This window comes from Escherichia sp. E14V7 (assembly GCF_004212225.1).
Classification (GTDB): Bacteria; Pseudomonadota; Gammaproteobacteria; order Enterobacterales; family Enterobacteriaceae; genus Escherichia.
The window spans coordinates 200,020-221,820 of sequence record NZ_RHJJ01000007.1; the positions used below are offsets into that span (position 1 = coordinate 200,020).

Here is a 21,801-nt window from a genome sequence, read left to right on the forward strand (position 1 = left end):
TTTCCGTGCCCGCTTCACAAGTTGGCTGTTATGCAGGAATACACGAATCATTCCGATACCACTTTTGCACTGCGTAATATCTCCTTTCGTGTGCCAGGGCGCACGCTTTTGCATCCGCTGTCGTTAACCTTTCCTGCCGGGAAAGTGACCGGTCTGATTGGTCACAACGGTTCTGGTAAATCCACTCTGCTCAAAATGCTTGGCCGTCATCAGCCACCGTCGGAAGGGGAGATTCTTCTTGATGCTCAGCCGCTGGAAAGCTGGAGCAGCAAAGCGTTTGCCCGCAAAGTGGCTTATTTGCCGCAGCAGCTTCCTCCGGCAGAAGGGATGACCGTGCGTGAACTGGTGGCGATTGGTCGTTACCCGTGGCATGGCGCGCTGGGGCGCTTTGGCGCGGCTGATCGCGAAAAGGTCGAAGAGGCGATTTCGCTGGTTGGCTTAAAACCGCTGGCGCATCGGCTGGTCGATAGTCTCTCTGGCGGCGAACGTCAGCGGGCGTGGATCGCCATGCTGGTGGCGCAGGATAGCCGTTGCCTGCTGCTGGATGAACCGACCTCGGCGCTGGATATCGCCCACCAGGTTGACGTGCTGGCGCTGGTGCATCGTTTAAGTCAGGAACGTGGTCTGACGGTCATTGCTGTGCTGCACGATATCAATATGGCGGCGCGCTATTGTGATTATCTGGTCGCCCTGCGCGGTGGTGAAATGATTGCTCAGGGAACGCCTGCGGAAATTATGCGCGGCGAAACCCTCGAAATGATTTATGGCATCCCGATGGGGATTTTGCCGCATCCGGCGGGTGCTGCACCTGTGAGTTTTGTTTATTGATGAGCGGTTTACCTCTTATTTCGCGCCGCCGACTGTTAACGGCGATGGCGCTTTCTCCGTTGCTATGGCAGATGAATACCGCCCGTGCGGCGGCTATTGATCCACATCGCGTTGTGGCGCTGGAGTGGCTGCCGGTGGAATTACTGCTGGCGCTCGGCATCGTACCTTACGGCGTGGCGGACACCATCAACTATCGCCTGTGGGTCAGCGAACCACCATTACCTGAATCGGTGATTGACGTTGGTTTGCGCACAGAACCTAACCTTGAACTGCTGACCGAAATGAAACCATCGTTTATGGTCTGGTCGGCGGGATATGGCCCTTCGCCAGAAATGCTGGCACGCATTGCGCCGGGACGCGGATTTAACTTCAGCGACGGAAAACAGCCGCTGGTGATGGCGCGTAAATCGCTGACGGAAATGGCGGATTTACTTAATCTGCAAAGCGCAGCAGAAACGCATTTAGCGCAATATGAAGACTTTATCCGAAGCATGAAACCCCGCTTTGTGAAGCGTGGAGCGCGCCCGTTATTGCTGACGTCGCTTCTTGATCCGCGCCATATGCTGGTCTTCGGTCCAAACAGCCTGTTCCAGGAAATTCTCGATGAATACGGCATCCCAAATGCCTGGCAAGGGGAAACCAACTTCTGGGGCAGTACTGCCGTCAGTATCGATCGTCTGGCGGCGTATAAAGATGTTGATGTGCTCTGTTTTGATCATGACAACAGCAAGGAGATGGACGCGCTAATGGCAACCCCGCTGTGGCAGGCCATGCCGTTTGTCCGCGCCGGACGTTTTCAGCGCGTACCCGCAGTCTGGTTTTATGGCGCGACGCTTTCGGCAATGCACTTTGTGCGTATTCTGGATAACGCCATCGGAGGTAAAGCGTGAGTAAACGAATTGCGCTTTTCCCGGCGTTATTGCTGGCGCTGCTGGTGATTGTCGCTACGGCGCTGACCTGGATGAACTTTTCGCAGGCGCTGCCGCGTAGCCAATGGGCGCAGGCTGCCTGGTCGCCGGATATCGATGTCATCGAGCAGATGATTTTTCACTACAGCTTGCTGCCGCGTCTGGCGATTTCGCTGCTGGTGGGCGCGGGCCTGGGGCTGGTGGGCGTGCTGTTTCAGCAAGTGCTGCGTAACCCGCTGGCGGAACCGACGACGTTGGGCGTTGCTACAGGCGCGCAACTGGGGATTACCGTCACTACGCTCTGGGCGATCCCTGGTGCGATGACGAGCCAGTTTGCTGCGCTGGCGGGTGCTTGTGTCGTTGGCTTAATCGTTTTTGGCGTCGCGTGGGGGAAACGGCTTTCGCCGGTAACGCTGATCCTCGCGGGGCTGGTGGTGAGCCTTTATTGCGGGGCAATCAATCAGTTACTGGTCATCTTCCATCACGACCAGTTGCAAAGCATGTTCCTGTGGAGCACCGGAACGCTGACGCAAACCGACTGGGGCGGCGTTGAGCGTTTATGGCCGCAGCTGCTGGGCGGCGTGATGCTGACGTTACTGCTACTTCGCCCGTTAACCCTGATGGGGCTTGATGATGGCGTGGCGCGCAATCTCGGGCTGGCCTTGTCGCTGGCGCGTCTGGCTGCGCTGTCGCTGGCGATTGTCATCAGTGCGTTGCTGGTGAACGCGGTGGGGATTATCGGCTTTATCGGGTTGTTCGCGCCGTTGCTGGCGAAAATGCTGGGCGCGCGGCGTCTGCTGCCACGGTTGATGCTGGCGTCGCTGATTGGTGCGTTAATTCTGTGGCTTTCTGATCAAATCATCCTCTGGCTGACTCGCGTGTGGATGGAAGTTTCTACCGGTTCGGTCACTGCGCTCATCGGTGCCCCGCTGCTACTGTGGCTGCTGCCGCGTTTACGCAGCATTAGCGCGCCGGATATGAAGGTCAACGATCGTGTCGCGACTGAACGCCAACATGTGCTGGCGTTTGCCCTCGCGGGCGGCGTGCTGCTGTTGATGGCTGTGGTGGTGGCGCTGTCGTTTGGTCGTGATGCGCACGGCTGGACGTGGGCGAGCGGGGCGTTGCTCGAGGATTTGATGCCCTGGCGCTGGCCGCGAATTATGGCGGCGTTGTTTGCGGGCGTCATGCTGGCGGTGGCGGGCTGTATTATTCAGCGGCTGACCGGAAACCCGATGGCAAGCCCGGAAGTGCTGGGGATTAGCTCTGGCGCGGCGTTTGGCGTGGTGTTGATGTTGTTTCTGGTGCCGGGTAATGCCTTTGGCTGGCTGTTACCCGCGGGAAGTCTCGGCGCGGCGGTGACGCTGTTGATCATTATGATCGCCGCCGGACGCGGTGGATTTTCCCCACACCGTATGTTACTGGCGGGGATGGCGTTAAGTACCGCGTTCACCATGCTTTTGATGATGTTGCAGGCGAGCGGTGACCCGCGAATGGCGCAAGTGTTGACCTGGATTTCCGGTTCGACCTACAACGCGACAGATGCGCAGGTATGGCGTACCGGAATTGTGATGGTGATTTTGCTGGCGATTACCCCGCTGTGTCGCCGCTGGCTGACCATTTTACCGCTGGGCGGTGATACCGCGCGAGCCGTGGGGATGGCGCTGGCGCCGACGCGAATTGCGCTGCTGCTGTTAGCGGCTTGCCTGACGGCGACCGCGACAATGACCATCGGGCCGTTGAGTTTTGTTGGTCTGATGGCACCGCATATCGCGCGGATGATGGGCTTTCGACGGACGATGCCGCACATCGTGATTTCAGCGCTGGTGGGGGGATTACTGCTGGTGTTCGCTGACTGGTGTGGACGGATGGTGCTGTTTCCATTCCAGATCCCGGCGGGTCTGCTGTCGACGTTTATCGGCGCACCGTATTTTATTTATTTGCTGAGAAAGCAGAGCCGTTAATTTTTCCATATAACGGCGCTGAACTCCAGGTCGGATAAGGCGTTCACGCCGCATTCGGCAAACAATGCCCGATGCGACGCTGGCGCGTCTTATCGGGCCTACAAACGGCCCTGCACTCCAGGCTGGATAAGGCGTTTACGCCGCATCCGGCAAACAATGCCCGATGCGACGCTGACGCGTCTTATCGGGCCTACAAACGGCCCTGAACTCCAGGTCGGATAAGGCGTTCACGCCGCATCCGACAAACCATGCCCGATGCGACGCTGGCGCGTCTTATCGGGCCTACAAACGGCCCTGAACTCCAGGTCGGATAAGGCGTTCACGCCGCATCCGACAAACCATGCCCGATGCAACGCTGGCGCGTCTTATCGGGCCTACAAACGGCCCCGAACCGTAGGTCGGATAAGGCGTTCACGCCGCATCCGACAACCGATGCCCGATGCGACGCTGGTGCGCCTTATCGGGCCTACAAACGGTCCTGATCTCCAGGTCGGATAAGGCGTTCACGCCGCATCCGACAAACAATGTTGGATCACAACTTCGCAAACACCCGACGTGCAGCATCGATGGTGTTATTGATATCTTCCATGCTGTGCGCCACAGACATAAAGCCCGCTTCAAACGCTGACGGTGCCAGGTAAACACCTTCGTCCAGCATCATATGGAAGAAACGCTTAAAGCGTTCCACGTCACAGGACATCACATCCTGGTAGCATGTCACGGACTCGGCGTCGGTAAAGAAAATACCGAACATGCCGCCAACGTGGTTAACGACCAGCGGAATTCCCGCTTCTTCCGCCGCTTCCAGCAGACCTTCTGCCAGACGTGTTGTCAGCTCATCCAGTGTCTCGTGAACGCCCGGCTGCGCGACTTCATTCAGACAGGCGAAACCGGCGGCCATCGCAATCGGGTTACCGGAAAGCGTACCCGCCTGATACACCGGACCCGTCGGAGCCAGCGCATCCATCACATCACGACGACCGCCGAAGGCACCTACCGGCATTCCACCACCGATGATTTTGCCCAGACAGGTGAGATCTGGCACCACGCCGTAATAATCCTGTGCGCCAGCTAGCGCTACGCGGAAACCGGTCATCACTTCATCGATGATCAGCAACGCGCCAAATTCGTCGCACAGCGCGCGCAGACCTGGCAGGAACTCTGGCAGCGGTGGAACACAGTTCATATTGCCTGCCACCGGCTCGACGATAATACAGGCAATCTCTTGCGGGTACTGTTCGAACGCGGCGCGTACAGAGGCCAGATCGTTATAAGTACAGGTTAAGGTATGTTTGGCGAAATCTGCCGGAACGCCCGGTGAGTTTGGCTGCCCTAAAGTGAGTGCGCCAGAACCGGCTTTCACCAGCAGGCAGTCAGCATGACCGTGGTAGCAACCTTCGAATTTGATGATCTTGTCACGGCCAGTAAAACCACGGGCCAGGCGGATGGCGCTCATTGTCGCTTCGGTGCCGGAGTTCACCATGCGCACCATATCCATCGTTGGCACCAGTTCGGTCACCAGTTGCGCCATTTTCACTTCCATTTCGGTCGGCGCACCAAAGCTCAGACCGCGCTCGGCGGCTTCAATCACTGCGTTACGGATCGCCGGATGGTTATGGCCCAGCACCATCGGCCCCCAGGAACCGACATAATCGATATACGCTTTGCCATCAACATCATACAGATAAGCGCCGTCCGCTTTTTCGATAAACAGTGGAGTGCCGCCCACGCCAGTAAAGGCGCGAACAGGAGAGTTCACACCGCCAGGGATCAGCTCACGCGCTGCGCTGTAAAGATTTTCAGACTTACTCATGGAGGGGTTCCTGATTCGTAGAAAAAGTGAATGGCTGCTATTCTAGGTTATTCATAACAAGTTAAATACTCGTCAACAAGTTGCTTTTACTGCTGCAACTTTGACTTCGTAGAGTATAAAAGTTTTGTGCATTTGAAACATTACGCTTTGCAAAGGATTTTCATTGAATGTACGAGTAAAATGCCGTCATCTTATTTGTATGACCAATATGTGATCATTGGATGAAAACTGATACTCCCTCTTATGAAATACCGCAGGCTGCGCGTCTGCGACGCAGACAACTCATTCGCCAGCTTCTTGAGCGTGATAAAACGCCATTAGCTATTTTGTTTATGGCGGCGGTCGTCGGTACCCTTGTCGGGCTGGCAGCGGTTGCTTTTGACAAAGGTGTCGCCTGGTTGCAGAACCAACGAATGGGCGCGCTGGTACATACTGCCGATAATTATCCACTTCTGTTAACCGTTGCTTTTCTCTGTTCGGCAGTGCTGGCGATGTTCGGTTATTTCTTGGTGCGCAAATACGCGCCGGAAGCGGGTGGTTCGGGTATCCCGGAAATTGAAGGGGCGCTGGAAGATCAACGTCCCGTTCGCTGGTGGCGTGTATTGCCAGTGAAATTCTTTGGTGGCCTGGGGACGCTGGGCGGCGGTATGGTACTGGGGCGCGAAGGGCCAACCGTGCAGATTGGCGGTAATATTGGCCGGATGGTGCTTGATATTTTCCGCATGAAAGGTGACGAAGCTCGCCATACGTTACTGGCAACCGGTGCGGCGGCAGGTCTGGCGGCGGCTTTTAACGCGCCGCTGGCGGGGATTCTTTTTATTATTGAAGAGATGCGTCCGCAGTTTCGCTATACGCTAATTTCGATTAAAGCGGTATTTATTGGCGTCATTATGTCGACCATTATGTACCGGGTATTTAACCACGAAGTTGCACTTATTGATGTCGGTAAACTTTCTGACGCCCCGCTTAATACGCTGTGGCTTTATCTGATCCTCGGTATTATTTTTGGCATTTTCGGCCCTATTTTTAATAAATGGGTGCTGGGGATGCAGGATTTACTACACCGCGTACACGGCGGCAATATAACCAAATGGGTACTGATGGGCGGTGCGATTGGTGGTTTGTGTGGGCTGCTGGGTTTTGTCGCTCCTGAAACCTCAGGCGGTGGTTTTAACCTGATTCCTATCGCCACGGCGGGGAACTTCAGCATGGGAATGCTGGTGTTTATCTTTGTCGCGCGGGTCATCACCACCTTACTCTGTTTCTCTTCCGGCGCGCCGGGCGGTATTTTTGCCCCGATGCTGGCGCTGGGTACCGTGCTGGGAACCGCGTTCGGGATGGTTGCCGTTGAACTGTTTCCGCAATATCACCTTGAAGCAGGCACCTTTGCTATTGCCGGAATGGGCGCGTTACTGGCGGCATCCATTCGTGCGCCGTTAACGGGGATCATTCTGGTATTAGAGATGACAGATAACTATCAGCTCATTTTGCCAATGATTATTACCGGTCTTGGCGCAACACTATTAGCACAATTTACCGGCGGAAAACCGCTATACTCGGCGATTCTTGCGCGCACGCTGGCAAAACAGGAAGCGGAGCAACTGGCGCGAAGCAAGGCCGCTGTCGCCAGCGAGAATACTTGAACGAAATACCAGGGTATTAGATAATGGCGATTATTATTGGGTTAGAATTTGCCCAATTGCCGATGTCGTTTGGAGCAAAATATGAGTGATGACGTAGCACTGCCGCTGGAGTTTACTGACGCAGCAGCCAACAAAGTTAAAAGCCTGATCGCTGACGAAGATAACCCGAATCTGAAATTACGCGTGTATATCACCGGTGGCGGTTGCAGCGGCTTCCAGTATGGTTTCACCTTTGATGATCAGGTGAACGAAGGCGATATGACCATTGAAAAACAGGGCGTAGGCCTGGTGGTTGACCCAATGAGCCTGCAATATCTGGTTGGTGGTTCCGTTGATTATACTGAAGGACTGGAAGGTTCGCGTTTCATCGTGACCAACCCGAACGCGAAAAGCACCTGCGGTTGCGGTTCTTCCTTCAGCATCTAATCTGCTGTTAATGTGCCGGATAAACTATCCGGCACATCTACTCTCTTTAACGCCCATTCTCATCCAGCGCAAACGTCGGCAGTTTAAGATGCCAACGGATAGCTGCCAGTCGAATCAATAGCGTTACCACCATCCCCATCATACTGGCCGTTTCTAACGGGACGGAAAACGTATAATAAGCCGTAGCGTGGACAATACCGCCGATAATACAGGCTGTTGCGTAGATTTCTGTACGTAAAATCATGGGGATTTCGCGCGCCAGCACATCGCGAATGATCCCGCCGCCAACGCCCGTAATAACACCCATACATACCGCAATCAATGGACCCGCATCCGCATTAAAGGCTTTGTTGACGCCAATGCCAACAAATACTGCCAACCCAACAGCATCCAGCACCGGCAGCATCCATTTCGGCAAGCGTCTTGGCTGGCGTACCAGGACGATCGTCAGCATGCTGGTTACCATTGCAACGACCAGATCGGTAGGGTCTTTCACCCAAAATACCGGACCGTGATCCAGCGCCATGTCACGAATGGTTCCACCGCCTACTGCGGTAACCACGCCTAATACCAGGACGCCAAAAGGGTCCATACGCAATTTTCCGGCAAGTAAAACGCCGGAGATGGCAAATACCGCTGTGCCGACTATATCCAGCCAATAGACGAGCATTGTTCAATCCCCACTGAGCACCTGAAAAGGTCAGGCGCTAATCCACTTGTGAAAGCGCATTACAGAGTTGTTGTGCAGCGAGGATAATACGTGGGCTTGCACGTTCAAACCAGTCACTTGTGAGAGGAATAATGGGAATTTTGAGCTGTTCACCCCAGTATTGCTCGATTTTAGGAGTTTGGTCCGATCCGCCAGTGATGACAATTGCCTGTGGCGCGCGTGCTAATACCTGTTCGCGGCTCACCTGTGGCCAGGGAACATGGCTGTTTTTAAAGATGTTTTCTCCACCGCAAACTTCCAGTACCTGGTTCTGAATCGACTCTTTTCCGCTGGTGAAGGGCGGATTAATGCCGAATTGTAAGAAAACACGTTTTTTAGGTTTGTCGGCGAATTTAGCTTTGAGTTGCGCATACTGTTCCAGCAAGGTTTGCGCGGCTTTCTCGGCCTTGTCAGGTTGCGGACTCCACGGGGCCAGTTGACGTAACGCATCGGCAATTTGTTCAATGCTTGTCGCATCGACCCACATCACTTTTATTCCCAGCGAAGCAAGCTGGTCAACTTGTCGCTCGGCGTTACCCCCGCGCCAGGCTACGACCAGATCGGGTTTTAGCGCCACAATACGTTCCAGATTCATCCCTTGCCAGGTGGAAACCTGCTCTATTTTCTGTGCTTCTGGCGGATAGTCGGAATAACTGCTGACCGCTACCGGCGTGATCCCGGCGGCAAATGCGAGTTCGGTGTTAGCGGGGGAAAGAGTGATGACACGCGGCGCGGCGTTGAGCCACAGTGGCGCAAGAAAAGACAGGGCGACCAGCGCCCTGAATAGTGACTTAGCCATGAGCCAGTTTCTGCACCAGTGACTCAACCATCAGGCTGGACTGTTTGGCAGCAACGGCCAGGAACTCGTCGAAGCTAAGGTGAGACTGTTGATCGGCGACGTCAGAGATGGCGCGCACCACCACAAACGGAACGTTAAAATTGTGGCAAACGTGAGCGATAGCCGTCGCTTCCATTTCTACTGCAATGGCCTGCGGGAAATTGTGGCGGATTTTCGCCAGACCAACAGAGCCGTTGATGAAAGCGTCGCCGCTAACAATCAGGCCACGTACAGCGTTAAGATTCAGTTCGGCAATGCAGGACTCGGCGGCAGCGATCAGTTTATCGTCAGCTTTGAAGCCTGCAGGGCAGCCAGGCAATTGACCGTATTCATAGCCAAACGCCGTGACATCCGCGTCGTGATAACGTGCTTCGTCCGAGACAACGATATCGCCCACTTTCAGCGTTGGCGCCAGGCCACCCGCGGAACCGGTGTTAATAATCACATCAGGCTTGCAGTGTTCCAGCAGCAGAGTTGCACCCAGCGCTGCTGCGACTTTACCAATGCCTGATTTCAGAAGCGCAACCTCGGTTCCGTTCAGTTGGCCGGTATAGATTTCGCAACCGCCCAGGCTGATAGTTTGACGGTTTTCGATTTTGTCACGCAGCAGCGTAACTTCTTCTTCCATTGCACCAATGATGCCGATTTTCATAGATTTACTCGCGATAAGCTCGATTTGAAGGCATAGTTTATCATGCGCTTGAGGGGAAGCGTATTTCTCACGCGGGAGAGGACATGGCACAGATTGATTTCCGAAATAAAATAAACTGGCATCGTCGTTATCGTTCACCGCAGGGCGTTAAAACTGAACATGAGATCCTGCGGATCTTCGAGAGTGATCGCGGGCGTATTATCAACTCCCCGGCGATTCGCCGTCTGCAACAAAAGACCCAGGTCTTCCCACTTGAGCGCAATGCTGCCGTGCGCACGCGTCTTACCCATTCTATGGAAGTTCAGCAGGTGGGGCGTTATATCGCTAAAGAGATTTTAAGCCGCCTGAAAGAGCTTAAATTGCTGGAGGCTTACGGTCTGGACGAGTTGACCGGGCCGTTTGAAAGCATTGTCGAAATGTCGTGCCTGATGCATGACATAGGAAATCCGCCGTTTGGTCATTTCGGCGAGGCAGCCATTAATGACTGGTTCCGTCAGCGCTTGTACCCGGCGGATGCCGAAAGTCAGCCATTAACCGACGATCGCTGTAGCGTGGCAGCGTTGCGATTGAGGGAAGGGGAGGAGCCGCTCAACGAGCTGCGGCGAAAAATTCGTCAGGACTTATGTCATTTTGAAGGTAACGCACAGGGTATTCGTCTGGTGCATACATTGATGCGGATGAATCTTACCTGGGCCCAGGTAGGCGGTATTTTAAAATATACCCGTCCGGCGTGGTGGCGTGGCGAAACGCCCGAGACTCACGATTATTTAATGAAAAAGCCGGGCTACTACCTTTCTGAAGAATTCTATATTGCGCGTTTACGTAAAGAACTTAATTTAGCACTTTACAGTCGCTTCCCATTAACGTGGATTATGGAAGCGGCCGACGATATATCTTATTGTGTGGCTGATCTTGAAGATGCGGTAGAAAAAAGAATATTTACCGTTGAACAGCTTTATCATCATCTGCATGAAGCGTGGGGCCAGCATGAGAACGGTTCTCTGTTTGCGCAGGTGGTAGAAAATGCCTGGGAAAAATCGCGCTCAAATAGCTTAAGTCGTAGCACGGAAGATCAGTTTTTTATGTATTTACGCGTAAATACCTTAAATAAACTGGTGCCGTATGCGGCACAACGATTTATTGATAACTTACCTGCAATTTTTGCCGGAACCTTTAATCATGCACTGTTAGAGGATGCCAGCGAATGTAGCCAGTTGCTGAAGTTATATAAAAATGTCGCTGTAAAACATGTGTTTAGCCATCCAGATGTCGAGCAGCTTGAATTGCAGGGCTACCGGGTGATTAGCGGTTTATTAGAGATATATCGACCGTTGTTAAACATGTCGTTATCAGACTTTACCGAACTTGTTGAAAAAGAACGTGTGAAACGTTTCCCTATTGAAACGCGTTTATTCCATAAGCTCTCAACGCGTCATCGGTTGGCCTATGTTGAGGCTGTCAGTAAATTATCGTCAGATTCACCTGAGTTCCCGCTATGGGAATATTATTACCGCTGCCGGCTGTTACAGGATTATATCAGCGGTATGACAGACCTTTATGCGTGGGATGAATACCGCCGTCTGATGGCCGTAGAACAATAACCAGGCTTTTGTAAAGACGGACAATAAATTTTTACTTTTTGCAGAAACTTTAGTTCGGAACTTCGCGCTATAAAACGAATCTGAAGAACACAGCAATTTTGCGTTATCTGTTAATCGAGACTGAAATACATGAAAAAAACCACATTAGCACTGAGTGCACTGGCTCTGAGTTTAGGTTTGGCGTTATCTCCGCTCTCTGCAACGGCGGCTGAGACTTCTTCAGCAACGACAGCCCAGCAGATGCCAAGCCTTGCACCGATGCTCGAAAAGGTGATGCCTTCAGTGGTCAGCATTAACGTAGAAGGTAGCACAACCGTTAATACGCCGCGTATGCCGCGTAATTTCCAGCAGTTCTTCGGTGATGATTCCCCGTTCTGCCAGGAAGGTTCTCCGTTCCAGAGCTCCCCGTTCTGTCAGGGCGGTGGACAAGGTGGTAACGGCGGTGGCCAGCAACAAAAATTCATGGCGCTGGGTTCTGGCGTCATCATTGATGCCGATAAAGGCTATGTCGTGACTAACAACCACGTTGTCGATAACGCGACGGTCATTAAAGTTCAACTGAGCGATGGCCGTAAGTTCGACGCGAAGATGGTCGGCAAAGATCCGCGCTCTGATATCGCGCTGATCCAGATCCAGAACCCGAAAAACCTGACCGCGATTAAGATGGCGGATTCCGATGCGCTGCGCGTGGGTGATTACACCGTCGCTATCGGTAACCCGTTTGGTCTGGGCGAGACGGTAACTTCCGGTATCGTCTCTGCCCTGGGGCGTAGCGGTCTGAACGCCGAAAACTACGAAAACTTCATCCAGACGGACGCAGCAATCAACCGTGGTAACTCCGGTGGTGCGCTGGTTAACCTGAACGGTGAACTGATCGGTATTAACACCGCGATCCTTGCACCAGACGGCGGTAACATCGGTATCGGTTTTGCTATCCCGAGCAACATGGTGAAAAACCTGACCTCACAGATGGTGGAATACGGCCAGGTGAAACGCGGTGAGTTGGGCATTATGGGTACTGAGCTGAACTCTGAACTGGCGAAAGCGATGAAAGTTGACGCCCAGCGTGGCGCTTTCGTAAGTCAGGTTCTGCCGAATTCCTCCGCTGCAAAAGCGGGTATTAAAGCGGGTGATGTGATCACCTCACTGAACGGTAAGCCGATCAGCAGCTTTGCCGCACTGCGTGCTCAGGTGGGTACTATGCCGGTGGGCAGCAAACTGACCCTGGGCTTGCTGCGCGATGGTAAGCAGGTCAACGTGAATCTGGAACTGCAGCAGAGCAGCCAGAATCAAGTTGATTCCAGCTCTATCTTCAACGGTATTGAAGGCGCTGAAATGAGCAACAAAGGCAAAGATCAGGGCGTGGTCGTGAACAACGTGAAAACCGGTACTCCGGCTGCGCAGATTGGCCTGAAAAAAGGTGATGTGATTATTGGCGCGAACCAGCAGACAGTGAAAAACATCGCTGAACTGCGTAAAGTTCTCGACAGCAAGCCGTCAGTGCTGGCGCTGAACATTCAGCGCGGCGATAGCACCATCTACCTGTTAATGCAGTAATCTCCCTCAACCCCTTCCTGCAAATGGGAAGGGGTTCTCTTTTCAATTTGTGACCCCCTCCACAACTCCATATTTCTCCGCCGTCCTTTGTGCATTTGCACAATGCTGTGCGTTGCGTACTTCCTTATGCTAAACCGTGCACAACGGAGGGCTTATGGCTGGCTGGCATCTTGATACCAAAATGGCGCAGGATATCGTGGCGCGTACTATGCGCATCATCGATACCAATATCAACGTAATGGATGCTCGCGGGCGAATTATCGGCAGCGGCGATCGTGAGCGTATTGGTGAATTGCACGAAGGTGCATTACTGGTACTGTCGCAAGGGCGGGTGGTCGATATCGATGATGCGGTAGCGCGCCATCTGCACGGTGTACGTCAGGGGATTAACCTGCCGTTAAGGCTGGAAGGCGAGATTGTCGGCGTTATCGGCCTGACCGGTGAACCGGAGCATTTGCGCAAATATGGTGAACTGGTCTGTATGACGGCGGAGATGATGCTGGAACAGTCGCGGTTGATGCACTTGCTGGCGCAGGATAGCCGACTGCGTGAAGAGTTAGTCATGCACCTGATTCAGGCTGAAGAAAATACGCCAGCGTTAACTGAATGGGCGCAACGACTGGGTATCGATCTCAATCAACCCCGCGTGGTAGCCATTGTCGAGGTCGACAGCGGCCAACTTGGCGTGGACAGTGCGATGGCGGAACTACAGCAACTGCAAAATGCACTCACCACGCCGGAACGCAATAATCTAGTGGCGATAGTCTCGCTAACCGAAATGGTAGTGCTGAAACCGGCGTTGAATACGTTTGGGCGCTGGGATGCGGAAGACCATCGTAAGCGAGTAGAGCAACTTATTACTCGTATGAAGGAGTACGGTCAGCTGCGTTTTCGCGTGTCACTGGGCAATTATTTTACCGGCGCTGGCAGTATTGCGCGTTCTTATCGCACGGCGAAAACAACGATGGTAGTGGGTAAACAGCGTATGCCAGAAAGTCGCTGCTATTTTTATCAGGATCTGATGCTGCCAGTATTACTCGACAGTTTACGTGGCGACTGGCAAGCCAACGAACTGGCGCGTCCTCTGGCACGGCTAAAAGCGATGGATAATAATGGCTTGCTGCGGCGGACGCTGGCAGCGTGGTTTCGCCATAATGTGCAGCCGCTGGCAACGTCAAAGGCGCTGTTTATCCATCGCAATACCCTGGAGTATAGGCTTAATCGTATATCGGAACTGACCGGGCTGGATTTGGGCAATTTTGATGACAGGTTGCTGCTGTATGTTGCGTTGCAACTGGATGAAGAACGGTAGGTTACGCGTTAAGGTCGAGGCGGCGCTGGCTTGTTCCCCTCACCCCGAAGGGAAGAGGGGATTGTCCGAGCTAACCGTCAGTTTGGGATTATTTACGCGTCAGTTTTTCCAGATCGGCTTCAATCTCGCTGATCTTATTGGTTACTACTGACTCCAGATGACGTAAGTCGTCGAGGATCTTACGCTTAAGATCAACTTCGCTACGATCACGCTGGCAGATTTGATCAAGTTCATCAATGATATAACGCAGATTCGGGCTGATCTCCTGCACTTCTTTATAACCCTGACCCACACCATCGGCGACGACCGTTTTGCGCTGACGCGGATATTTAAACTTCACGCTTTTAGCGAAAAACTCGCCTTTGTCTTTCTGAAAATAGATTTTCAGAATATCGTTGTTGGCTTCCTGCCGGAGGCTGTAACGATCAATTTCTTCAGGATTGGTAATACCCAGACTTTTCAGATTGTCGTACATAGCGTTACCTCAAAATGAGTCAGTAAATTGTGCTTATCTTAGCATTTGGCCTGGCCCGCCCGGCTCGACTGTGATCGCAGAAAGCCTTTTTTCCAGACTTCTATCATGGCGTAAAAATCAAAAAATTACCTGCTTTATTCTGGCGATATTCCAGGGGATGGATTAGCACATTTATCTTCGTTTTGCGAATTACACGACAGTCCGAAACAAGATGAAAAAGTATTTAAAAAAGGGGAAGAATGAGTAGGACGAATTAATCTGAGCCAGAAAGCAAACGGGCAGGATCATGCTGCCCGTGTGCATACTTTTAGTCGATGGTACGCAGCAGTTCGTTAATACCAACTTTACCGCGAGTTTTCGCGTCAACCTTCTTAACGATAACCGCACAGTAAAGGCTGTATTTGCCATCTTTCGACGGCAGGTTGCCGGATACCACCACAGAACCTGCCGGTACGCGACCGTAATGGATTTCGCCGGTTTCACGGTCGTAAATACGGGTGCTCTGACCGATGTATACGCCCATGGAAATGACGGAACCTTCTTCGACAATCACGCCCTCAACGACTTCAGAACGTGCGCCGATGAAGCAGTTATCTTCAATAATGGTCGGGTTAGCCTGCAACGGCTCCAGTACACCGCCGATGCCTACACCGCCAGACAGGTGGACGTTTTTACCGATTTGCGCACAGGAACCAACGGTCGCCCAGGTATCAACCATCGTACCTTCATCAACGTATGCGCCGATGTTGACGTAAGATGGCATCAGCACGGTATTACGGGCGATAAATGCGCCCTGACGCACTGCCGCTGGTGGCACGACGCGGAAGCCTTCTTTCTGGAAACGTGCTTCATCGTAGTTAGCGAATTTCATCGGCACTTTATCGAAGTAGCGGCTTTCAGCCCCTTCGATCACCTGATTATCATTAATACGGAAAGAGAGCAGCACCGCTTTTTTCAACCACTGATGCGTCACCCACTGACCGTCAATTTTTTCCGCTACACGCAGTGCGCCGGAATCCAGCAGGGCGATCACCTGATTTACCGCTTCGCGGGTAACGGTGTCTGCATTGGCTGGTGTGATCTCGGCACGGCGTTCAAAAGCGGTTTCAATAATGTTCTGTAACTGCTGCATTGTTAAACTCTTTTCATATCAGTAAACACATCACCCTTTATCGTTTGGATTGAGGGCCTCTGTCAACCGCTGATGCACTTCCTGCTGCAACTCGTTATTAAGTGCGCGCCGATCAGCGGTAGCGATTATGAATAAATCTTCTACTCGCTCGCCAATGGTTGTAATTCGAGCGCCATGAAGCGAAATTCCCAGATCGGCAAAAATTTTCCCAACTCGGGCCAGTAGTCCAGGTTGGTCGAGAGCGATCAGTTCGAGGAATGATTTTCGGTCGGTATGGGTAGGCAAAAACGTCACTTCGGTTTCAACAGTAAAGTGACGTAGTTTGGCCGGTTGACGACGCGGCTGTGGTGGCTGCCAGCTACTTTGCGTCAGTACCTGCTCAAGTCCAAAACGAATGACTTCATGGCGATCTGCGGACAGCGGGCTGCCATCTGGTTCCAGCACGATGAAGGTATCCATCGCCATACCGTCGCGAGTGGTGAAAATTTGTGCGTCGTGAACGCTTAAATTGCGGCGGTCTAATTCGGCACAGACGGCGGCAAACAGATAGGGGCGGTCCGGGCTCCAGATAAATATCTCCGTTCCGCCGCGTGTGGCTTGCGGACTAAGCAATACCAGCGGCTTGCTTAAATCATGCTGCAATAAATGGCGCGCATGCCAGGCCAGTTGATTTGGGCTATGGCGGACAAAATAGTTAGCGCGACAGCGCGACCAAATCTGGTGCAGCGCCTCTTCGTCGATATTGTCCATGCGCAGCAGCGCCAGCGCCTGAAGCTGGTGATGGCGAACCCGTTCGCGCATATCCGGCGTGTTTTGCATCCCGCGTCGTAGCTGTTTTTCGGTGGCGAAATAGAGTTCGCGCAGCAGGCTTTGCTTCCAGCTATTCCATAGTGTTTCGTTGGTGGCGCAAATATCGGCCACTGTCAGGCATACCAGATAGCGCAGCCGGGTTTCCGTTTGCACTTCTTCGGCAAACTGTTTGATGACTTCCGGATCCTGAATATCGCGGCGTTGGGCGGTGACCGACATCAGCAAGTGCTGGCGAACCAGCCAGGCTACCAGTTGCGTTTCGCGCGAGTTCAGCCCGTGGAGCTCGGCAAAATGCAATACGTCTTGTGCGCCGAGTATAGAGTGGTCGCCGCCACGCCCTTTGGCGATATCGTGAAACAGTGCGGCGATAAAGATAAGCTCAGGTGACGGCAATCGCGGCCAGACATCCACACACAACGGATGGCGCTGGCGCGTTTCTTCACTGGCAAAACTCTCCAGTTTCAACATCACGCGAATAGTATGTTCATCCACCGTGTAGGCGTGGAACAGGTCAAACTGCATCTGCCCGACGATATGCGACCATTGCGGCATATAGGCACCGAGCACGCTATGGCGATGCATCGGTAACAGTCCACGACGCACCGAACCAGGGTGACGCAGAATGCTCAAAAATAGCTTTCGCGCTTCAGGAATATTGCACAGCGGTTGTTGCAGATGGCGACGGGCATGACGTAACTGGCGCAGTGTGGTGGAGTAAATGCCGGTGATCGCACTGTTGCGCACCATGGTATAGAACATGCGTAATATCGCTTCTGGTTGGCGCATAAACAGCGTTTCATCGCGCAGATCGATAAGCGTGCCGCGTAGCTGAAATTCATCGTCTATTGGACGTGGTTTTTCGTCGGCGGGAAGGGCGAGGATAGCCTCGTCGAACAGTTGCAATAGCATATGGTTAAGTTCGCTAACGCGGCGCGTAACGCGAAAATAATCCTTCATCATCTGTTCGACTGGCTCGTTACCTTCACCACCGTAATTCAGACGCTGGGCAACGCTAAGCTGGCGATCAAATAACAGGCGATTATCGTAACGGTTGACCACCAAATGCAGGGCGAAGCGAATTCGCCAGAGAATATGCAAACACTCATTTAGCTCTGCACGTTCCGCAGACGTTAAGAAGCCAAATCCGACCATTTCATCGAGTGATGTTGCGCCAAAATGGCGGCGGGCCACCCATTGCAGAGTGTGGATATCGCGCAAGCCGCCGGGGCTGCTTTTGATGTCTGGTTCAAGATTGTAGCTGGTGCCGTGATAACGCTGGTGGCGCTGGTTTTGTTCTTCAACTTTCGCCGCGTAAAACTTATCGGACGGCCAGAATCCTTCGCTGAAAATATGCTTTTGCAGTTCGAGAAATAGCGCTACATCGCCAATTAACAAACGGGACTCGATCAGGTTGGTGGCGACGGTTAAATCCGATAACCCTTCCAGTATGCACTCTTCAAGCGTGCGCACGCTATGACCGACTTCCAGCTTCACATCCCAGAGCAGCGTTAACAGCTCGCCCACTTTTTGCGCCTGATCGTCCGGAAGTTTTTTACGGCTTAAGATCAGTAAATCGACGTCTGAAAGCGGATGCAGCTCGCCACGACCATAACCACCGACGGCAACCAGCGCCAGATCGGCGATCTGGCTGAATCCTGCTTCAATCCATAACCGTTGCATGAGCTGGTCGATAAACTCGGTGCGAGCTTCAATCAATTGTTCAGCGGAAATCCCACTATCAAAGGCATCACCTAGCCAACGCTGGAAGGTATCAATATGGGCTTTTATCCCACAGACAGTTAATTCATCACGGGGCCAGGCGCATGGATTTTGCGGTTGACCGGGCAGGGTGGGGAGAGCGGTATTTGCGTACTGTTCTGGAAGGGTATTCATCGTGCGCCACCCATAAGATTACATTATCACATTAAAAAAGCCGGCATTCGCCGGCTTCAGATTGTTGACAAAGTGCGCTTTGTTCATGCCGGATGCGGCGTGAACGCCTTATCCAGCCTACAACTCCTTGCAAATGGAGAAGGTAGGATGCATCAGGCATTTTTGCGTTTGTCTTCCTCTTATTCGTCGTGCGAGATTATCGCCGGGATGGTGTCATCCTTGCGTAACGTCAGAATTTCGCAGCCGTTATCAGTCACCACAATAGTATGCTCGTATTGTGCAGACAAGCTGCGATCTTTGGTTTTTACCGTCCAGCCATCTTTCATGGTGCGGATCTCTTTTTTACCCGCGTTGACCATTGGCTCGATAGTAAATGTCATCCCTGGTTTCAGCACGACGTTGGTTTCAGGGGAGTCATAGTGCAGCACCTGCGGTTCTTCATGGAAGCCGCGACCAATACCGTGCCCGCAATATTCACGAACGACAGAGAAGCCTTCTGCTTCGACAAATTTCTGAATCGCTGCACCGATTTCGCGCAGATTGATGCCTGGTTTCACCATACGCAGCGCCAGATACAGGCTCTCTTGTGTGATGCGGCACAGGCGTTCGCCCATGATGGTCGGCTTACCGACGATAAACATTTTCGAGGTGTCGCCGTGGAAACCATCCTTAATAACGGTGACATCGATGTTAACGATGTCGCCATCTTTCAGCAGCTTGGCATCGTCCGGAATACCGTGGCACACCACTTCATTAATAGAGATGCAAACAGATTTCGGATAACCATGGTAGCCGAGGCAGGCAGAAACCGCGTGTTGTTCATTAACAATGTAATCATTACAGATGCGATCCAGCTCGCCGGTGCTGACGCCCGGTTTAACATACGGTTCGATCATCTCCAGCACTTCGGCAGCCAGGCGGCCAGCGACGCGCATTTTTTCGATATCTTCAGGGGTCTTGATTGAGATAGCCATTAATTCTGTCCATCAGCGTCGGTGATACCGACAATATATATGTAAGTGCTGTCAATGGTATCACACCCGGGCAAATTGAGAATCATTCTGAATTTCGCCAAACGTGCCACTGAACGTTTTCTATAATAGAAAATTCATCGTCTGGTGCTGTACACAGCGCCAACAATTATTGGTGTCCGCGACGTATTTGTGGTATAAAGCGCGCCGGACTTCCGATCCATTTCGTATACACAGACTGGACGGAAGCGACAATCTCACTTTGTGTAACAACACACACGTATCGGCACATATTCCGGGGTGCCCTTTGGGGTCGGTAATATGGGATACGTGGAGGCATAACCCCAACTTTTATATAGAGGTTTTAATCATGGCAACTGTTTCCATGCGCGACATGCTCAAGGCTGGTGTTCACTTCGGTCACCAGACCCGTTACTGGAACCCGAAAATGAAGCCGTTCATCTTCGGTGCGCGTAACAAAGTTCACATCATCAACCTTGAGAAAACTGTACCGATGTTCAACGAAGCTCTGGCTGAACTGAACAAGATTGCTTCTCGCAAAGGTAAAATCCTTTTCGTTGGTACTAAACGCGCTGCAAGCGAAGCGGTGAAAGACGCTGCTCTGAGCTGCGACCAGTTCTTCGTGAACCATCGCTGGCTGGGCGGTATGCTGACTAACTGGAAAACCGTTCGTCAGTCCATCAAACGTCTGAAAGACCTGGAAACTCAGTCTCAGGACGGTACTTTCGAAAAGCTGACCAAGAAAGAAGCGCTGATGCGCACTCGTGAGCTGGAGAAACTGGAAAACAGCCTGGGCGGTATCAAAGACATGGGCGGTCTGCCGGACGCTCTGTTTGTAATCGATGCTGACCACGAACACATTGCTATCAAAGAAGCAAACAACCTGGGTATTCCGGTATTTGCTATCGTTGATACCAACTCTGATCCGGACGGTGTTGACTTCGTTATTCCGGGTAACGACGACGCAATCCGTGCTGTGACCCTGTACCTGGGCGCTGTTGCTGCAACCGTACGTGAAGGCCGTTCTCAGGATCTGGCTTCCCAGGCGGAAGAAAGCTTCGTAGAAGCTGAGTAATAAGGCTTGATAACTCCCCCAAAATAGTTCGAGTTGCAGAAAGGCGGCAAGCTCGAGAATTCCCGGGAGCTTACATCAGTAAGTGACCGGGATGAGCGAGCGAAGATAACGCATCTGCGGCGCGAAATATGAAGGGGGAGAGCCCTTATAGACCAGGTAGTACACGTTTGGTTAGGGGGCCTGCATATGGCCCCCTTTTTCACTTTTATATCTGTGCGGTTTAACGCCGGGCAGATCACATCTCCGAGGATTTTAGAATGGCTGAAATTACCGCATCCCTGGTAAAAGAGCTGCGTGAGCGTACTGGCGCAGGCATGATGGATTGCAAAAAAGCACTGACTGAAGCTAACGGCGACATCGAGCTGGCAATCGAAAACATGCGTAAGTCCGGTGCTATTAAAGCAGCGAAAAAAGCAGGCAACGTTGCTGCTGACGGCGTGATCAAAACCAAAATCGACGGCAACTACGGCATCATTCTGGAAGTTAACTGCCAGACTGACTTCGTAGCGAAAGACGCTGGTTTCCAGGCGTTCGCAGACAAAGTTCTGGACGCAGCTGTAGCTGGCAAAATCACTGACGTTGAAGTTCTGAAAGCACAGTTCGAAGAAGAACGCGTTGCGCTGGTAGCGAAAATTGGTGAAAACATCAACATTCGCCGCGTTGCTGCACTGGAAGGCGACGTTCTGGGTTCTTATCAGCACGGTGCGCGTATCGGCGTTCTGGTTGCTGCTAAAGGCGCTGACGAAGAGCTGGTTAAACACATCGCTATGCACGTTGCTGCAAGCAAACCAGAATTCATCAAACCAGAAGATGTATCCGCTGAAGTGGTAGAGAAAGAATACCAGGTACAGCTGGACATCGCGATGCAGTCTGGTAAGCCGAAAGAAATCGCAGAGAAAATGGTTGAAGGCCGCATGAAGAAATTCACCGGCGAAGTTTCTCTGACCGGTCAGCCGTTCGTTATGGAACCGGCAAAAACTGTTGGTCAGCTGCTGAAAGAGCATAACGCTGAAGTGACTGGCTTCATCCGCTTCGAAGTAGGTGAAGGCATCGAGAAAGTTGAGACTGACTTTGCAGCAGAAGTTGCTGCGATGTCCAAGCAGTCTTAATTATCGAAAAGGAGCCGCCTGAGGGCGGCTTCTTTTTGCGCCCATCTTGTAAATTCAGCTAACCCTT

20 protein-coding genes are annotated in these 21,801 nt (G+C 52.5%); 12 read left to right on the plus strand and 8 right to left on the minus strand.

The genetic code is table 11. The annotated features are described in order from the left end of the window. The first annotated feature begins 30 nt into the window (after positions 1-30). The 3 genes from fhuC to fhuB are packed head-to-tail and all read left to right on the plus strand — an operon-like array spanning position 31 to position 3,697. A complete protein-coding gene (gene fhuC / locus D9741_RS09625) occupies positions 31-828 on the plus strand; it encodes a Fe3+-hydroxamate ABC transporter ATP-binding protein FhuC (protein ID WP_001158929.1) in 798 nt (265 codons plus the stop codon). Next, a complete protein-coding gene (fhuD, locus tag D9741_RS09630; RefSeq protein ID WP_130217340.1) occupies positions 828-1,718 on the plus strand; it encodes a Fe(3+)-hydroxamate ABC transporter substrate-binding protein FhuD in 891 nt (296 codons plus the stop codon). Before fhuC ends, fhuD begins: the two co-directional genes overlap by 1 nt. Continuing rightward, positions 1,715-3,697, plus strand: coding sequence for a Fe(3+)-hydroxamate ABC transporter permease FhuB (gene fhuB / locus D9741_RS09635; RefSeq protein ID WP_130217338.1), 1,983 nt, complete (start codon positions 1,715-1,717; stop codon positions 3,695-3,697). Before fhuD ends, fhuB begins: the two co-directional genes overlap by 4 nt. A gap of 532 nt (positions 3,698-4,229) precedes the next feature. Here the strand turns inward: fhuB and hemL are convergent. Further along, positions 4,230-5,510 carry a glutamate-1-semialdehyde 2,1-aminomutase gene (hemL, locus tag D9741_RS09640; RefSeq protein WP_130205003.1) on the minus strand — a complete coding sequence of 427 codons (1,281 nt, stop codon included), beginning with the start codon at positions 5,508-5,510 and terminating at the stop codon, positions 4,230-4,232. A 162-nt stretch (positions 5,511-5,672) separates the two neighbouring features. On the opposite strand from hemL, the gene D9741_RS23560 reads away from it, so the two are divergent. The 4 genes from D9741_RS23560 to erpA are packed head-to-tail and all read left to right on the plus strand — an operon-like array spanning position 5,673 to position 7,579. Beyond that, positions 5,673-5,735 carry a hypothetical protein gene (locus D9741_RS23560; protein ID WP_214430084.1) on the plus strand — a complete coding sequence of 21 codons (63 nt, stop codon included), beginning with the start codon at positions 5,673-5,675 and terminating at the stop codon, positions 5,733-5,735. Then, the gene (gene clcA, locus D9741_RS09645) at positions 5,732-7,153 is read left to right on the plus strand and encodes a H(+)/Cl(-) exchange transporter ClcA (protein ID WP_130217336.1); all 1,422 of its coding nucleotides are present in this window, start codon (positions 5,732-5,734) and stop codon (positions 7,151-7,153) included. The genes D9741_RS23560 and clcA overlap by 4 nt, the downstream gene beginning before the upstream one ends. 23 nt (positions 7,154-7,176) lie before the next feature. After that, positions 7,177-7,242 (plus strand): small protein YadW, encoded by a 66-nt coding sequence (yadW, locus tag D9741_RS09650; protein WP_120795373.1) that lies wholly within the window; start codon positions 7,177-7,179, stop codon positions 7,240-7,242. Next, a complete protein-coding gene (gene erpA, locus D9741_RS09655) occupies positions 7,235-7,579 on the plus strand; it encodes an iron-sulfur cluster insertion protein ErpA (protein WP_001295564.1) in 345 nt (114 codons plus the stop codon). The genes yadW and erpA overlap by 8 nt, the downstream gene beginning before the upstream one ends. A 46-nt stretch (positions 7,580-7,625) precedes the next feature. Here erpA and D9741_RS09660 read toward each other — a convergent pair whose 3' ends face one another. Genes D9741_RS09660 through mtnN form a run of 3 tightly spaced genes read right to left on the minus strand, consistent with a single transcriptional unit; the run spans position 7,626 to position 9,778 of the window. Beyond that, positions 7,626-8,249, minus strand: a complete 624-nt coding sequence (locus D9741_RS09660; RefSeq protein ID WP_064525034.1) for a TRIC cation channel family protein — start codon at positions 8,247-8,249, stop codon at positions 7,626-7,628. Between the two features lie 37 nt (positions 8,250-8,286). Beyond that, entirely contained in the window at positions 8,287-9,087 is an 801-nt protein-coding gene (btuF, locus tag D9741_RS09665) for a vitamin B12 ABC transporter substrate-binding protein BtuF (protein ID WP_130205008.1), read from the minus strand. After that, a complete protein-coding gene (gene mtnN, locus D9741_RS09670; RefSeq protein WP_064525028.1) occupies positions 9,080-9,778 on the minus strand; it encodes a 5'-methylthioadenosine/S-adenosylhomocysteine nucleosidase in 699 nt (232 codons plus the stop codon). The genes btuF and mtnN overlap by 8 nt, the downstream gene beginning before the upstream one ends. An 83-nt stretch (positions 9,779-9,861) precedes the next feature. Here mtnN and dgt point away from each other — a divergent pair, with 83 nt between their 5' ends. The 3 genes from dgt to cdaR all read left to right on the plus strand — a co-directional run bounded on the left by dgt (position 9,862) and on the right by cdaR (position 14,248). Further along, positions 9,862-11,379 carry a dGTPase gene (gene dgt, locus D9741_RS09675; RefSeq protein ID WP_130217334.1) on the plus strand — a complete coding sequence of 506 codons (1,518 nt, stop codon included), beginning with the start codon at positions 9,862-9,864 and terminating at the stop codon, positions 11,377-11,379. Positions 11,380-11,508: 129 nt separating this feature from the next. Further along, on the plus strand, positions 11,509-12,936 hold the full coding sequence (degP, locus tag D9741_RS09680; RefSeq protein WP_130205012.1) for a serine endoprotease DegP: 1,428 nt from the start codon (positions 11,509-11,511) through the stop codon (positions 12,934-12,936). Between the two features lie 154 nt (positions 12,937-13,090). After that, complete coding sequence (cdaR, locus tag D9741_RS09685; protein ID WP_130217332.1) at positions 13,091-14,248, plus strand: DNA-binding transcriptional regulator CdaR; 1,158 nt, start codon at positions 13,091-13,093, stop codon at positions 14,246-14,248. Positions 14,249-14,336: 88 nt separating this feature from the next. Here cdaR and D9741_RS09690 read toward each other — a convergent pair whose 3' ends face one another. The 4 genes from D9741_RS09690 to map form a co-directional block, all read right to left on the minus strand. Beyond that, positions 14,337-14,723, minus strand: a complete 387-nt coding sequence (locus D9741_RS09690; RefSeq protein ID WP_000272188.1) for a DUF3461 family protein — start codon at positions 14,721-14,723, stop codon at positions 14,337-14,339. Between the two features lie 307 nt (positions 14,724-15,030). Further along, on the minus strand, positions 15,031-15,855 hold the full coding sequence (gene dapD, locus D9741_RS09695; protein WP_001186656.1) for a 2,3,4,5-tetrahydropyridine-2,6-dicarboxylate N-succinyltransferase: 825 nt from the start codon (positions 15,853-15,855) through the stop codon (positions 15,031-15,033). 30 nt (positions 15,856-15,885) lie between these two features. Further along, on the minus strand, positions 15,886-18,558 hold the full coding sequence (gene glnD / locus D9741_RS09700) for a bifunctional uridylyltransferase/uridylyl-removing protein GlnD (RefSeq protein WP_130217330.1): 2,673 nt from the start codon (positions 18,556-18,558) through the stop codon (positions 15,886-15,888). A gap of 179 nt (positions 18,559-18,737) precedes the next feature. Then, a complete protein-coding gene (gene map, locus D9741_RS09705; protein ID WP_001018190.1) occupies positions 18,738-19,532 on the minus strand; it encodes a type I methionyl aminopeptidase in 795 nt (264 codons plus the stop codon). Positions 19,533-19,899: 367 nt separating this feature from the next. Between map and rpsB the strand changes: the two genes are divergently transcribed. Together rpsB and tsf are read left to right on the plus strand one after the other, a co-directional pair. Further along, positions 19,900-20,625, plus strand: coding sequence for a 30S ribosomal protein S2 (gene rpsB / locus D9741_RS09710; RefSeq protein ID WP_000246884.1), 726 nt, complete (start codon positions 19,900-19,902; stop codon positions 20,623-20,625). Positions 20,626-20,882: 257 nt separating this feature from the next. Continuing rightward, positions 20,883-21,734, plus strand: a complete 852-nt coding sequence (gene tsf / locus D9741_RS09715) for a translation elongation factor Ts (RefSeq protein WP_000818112.1) — start codon at positions 20,883-20,885, stop codon at positions 21,732-21,734. Positions 21,735-21,801: the final 67 nt, after the last annotated feature.

Bases quoted from the DNA above. Each gene is read 5' to 3' on its own strand.
- fhuC (WP_001158929.1), top strand. From the start codon at position 31: ATGCAGGAATACACGAATCATTCCGATACCACTTTTGCACTGCGTAAT.
- fhuD (WP_130217340.1), top strand. From the start codon at position 828: ATGAGCGGTTTACCTCTTATTTCGCGCCGCCGACTGTTAACGGCGATG.
- hemL (WP_130205003.1), bottom strand. From the start codon at position 5,510: ATGAGTAAGTCTGAAAATCTTTACAGCGCAGCGCGTGAGCTGATCCCT.
- clcA (WP_130217336.1), top strand. From the start codon at position 5,732: ATGAAAACTGATACTCCCTCTTATGAAATACCGCAGGCTGCGCGTCTG.
- erpA (WP_001295564.1), top strand. From the start codon at position 7,235: ATGAGTGATGACGTAGCACTGCCGCTGGAGTTTACTGACGCAGCAGCC.
- D9741_RS09660 (WP_064525034.1), bottom strand. From the start codon at position 8,249: ATGCTCGTCTATTGGCTGGATATAGTCGGCACAGCGGTATTTGCCATC.
- btuF (WP_130205008.1), bottom strand. From the start codon at position 9,087: ATGGCTAAGTCACTATTCAGGGCGCTGGTCGCCCTGTCTTTTCTTGCG.
- mtnN (WP_064525028.1), bottom strand. From the start codon at position 9,778: ATGAAAATCGGCATCATTGGTGCAATGGAAGAAGAAGTTACGCTGCTG.
- dgt (WP_130217334.1), top strand. From the start codon at position 9,862: ATGGCACAGATTGATTTCCGAAATAAAATAAACTGGCATCGTCGTTAT.
- degP (WP_130205012.1), top strand. From the start codon at position 11,509: ATGAAAAAAACCACATTAGCACTGAGTGCACTGGCTCTGAGTTTAGGT.
- cdaR (WP_130217332.1), top strand. From the start codon at position 13,091: ATGGCTGGCTGGCATCTTGATACCAAAATGGCGCAGGATATCGTGGCG.
- D9741_RS09690 (WP_000272188.1), bottom strand. From the start codon at position 14,723: ATGTACGACAATCTGAAAAGTCTGGGTATTACCAATCCTGAAGAAATT.
- dapD (WP_001186656.1), bottom strand. From the start codon at position 15,855: ATGCAGCAGTTACAGAACATTATTGAAACCGCTTTTGAACGCCGTGCC.
- glnD (WP_130217330.1), bottom strand. From the start codon at position 18,558: ATGAATACCCTTCCAGAACAGTACGCAAATACCGCTCTCCCCACCCTG.
- map (WP_001018190.1), bottom strand. From the start codon at position 19,532: ATGGCTATCTCAATCAAGACCCCTGAAGATATCGAAAAAATGCGCGTC.
- rpsB (WP_000246884.1), top strand. From the start codon at position 19,900: ATGGCAACTGTTTCCATGCGCGACATGCTCAAGGCTGGTGTTCACTTC.
- tsf (WP_000818112.1), top strand. From the start codon at position 20,883: ATGGCTGAAATTACCGCATCCCTGGTAAAAGAGCTGCGTGAGCGTACT.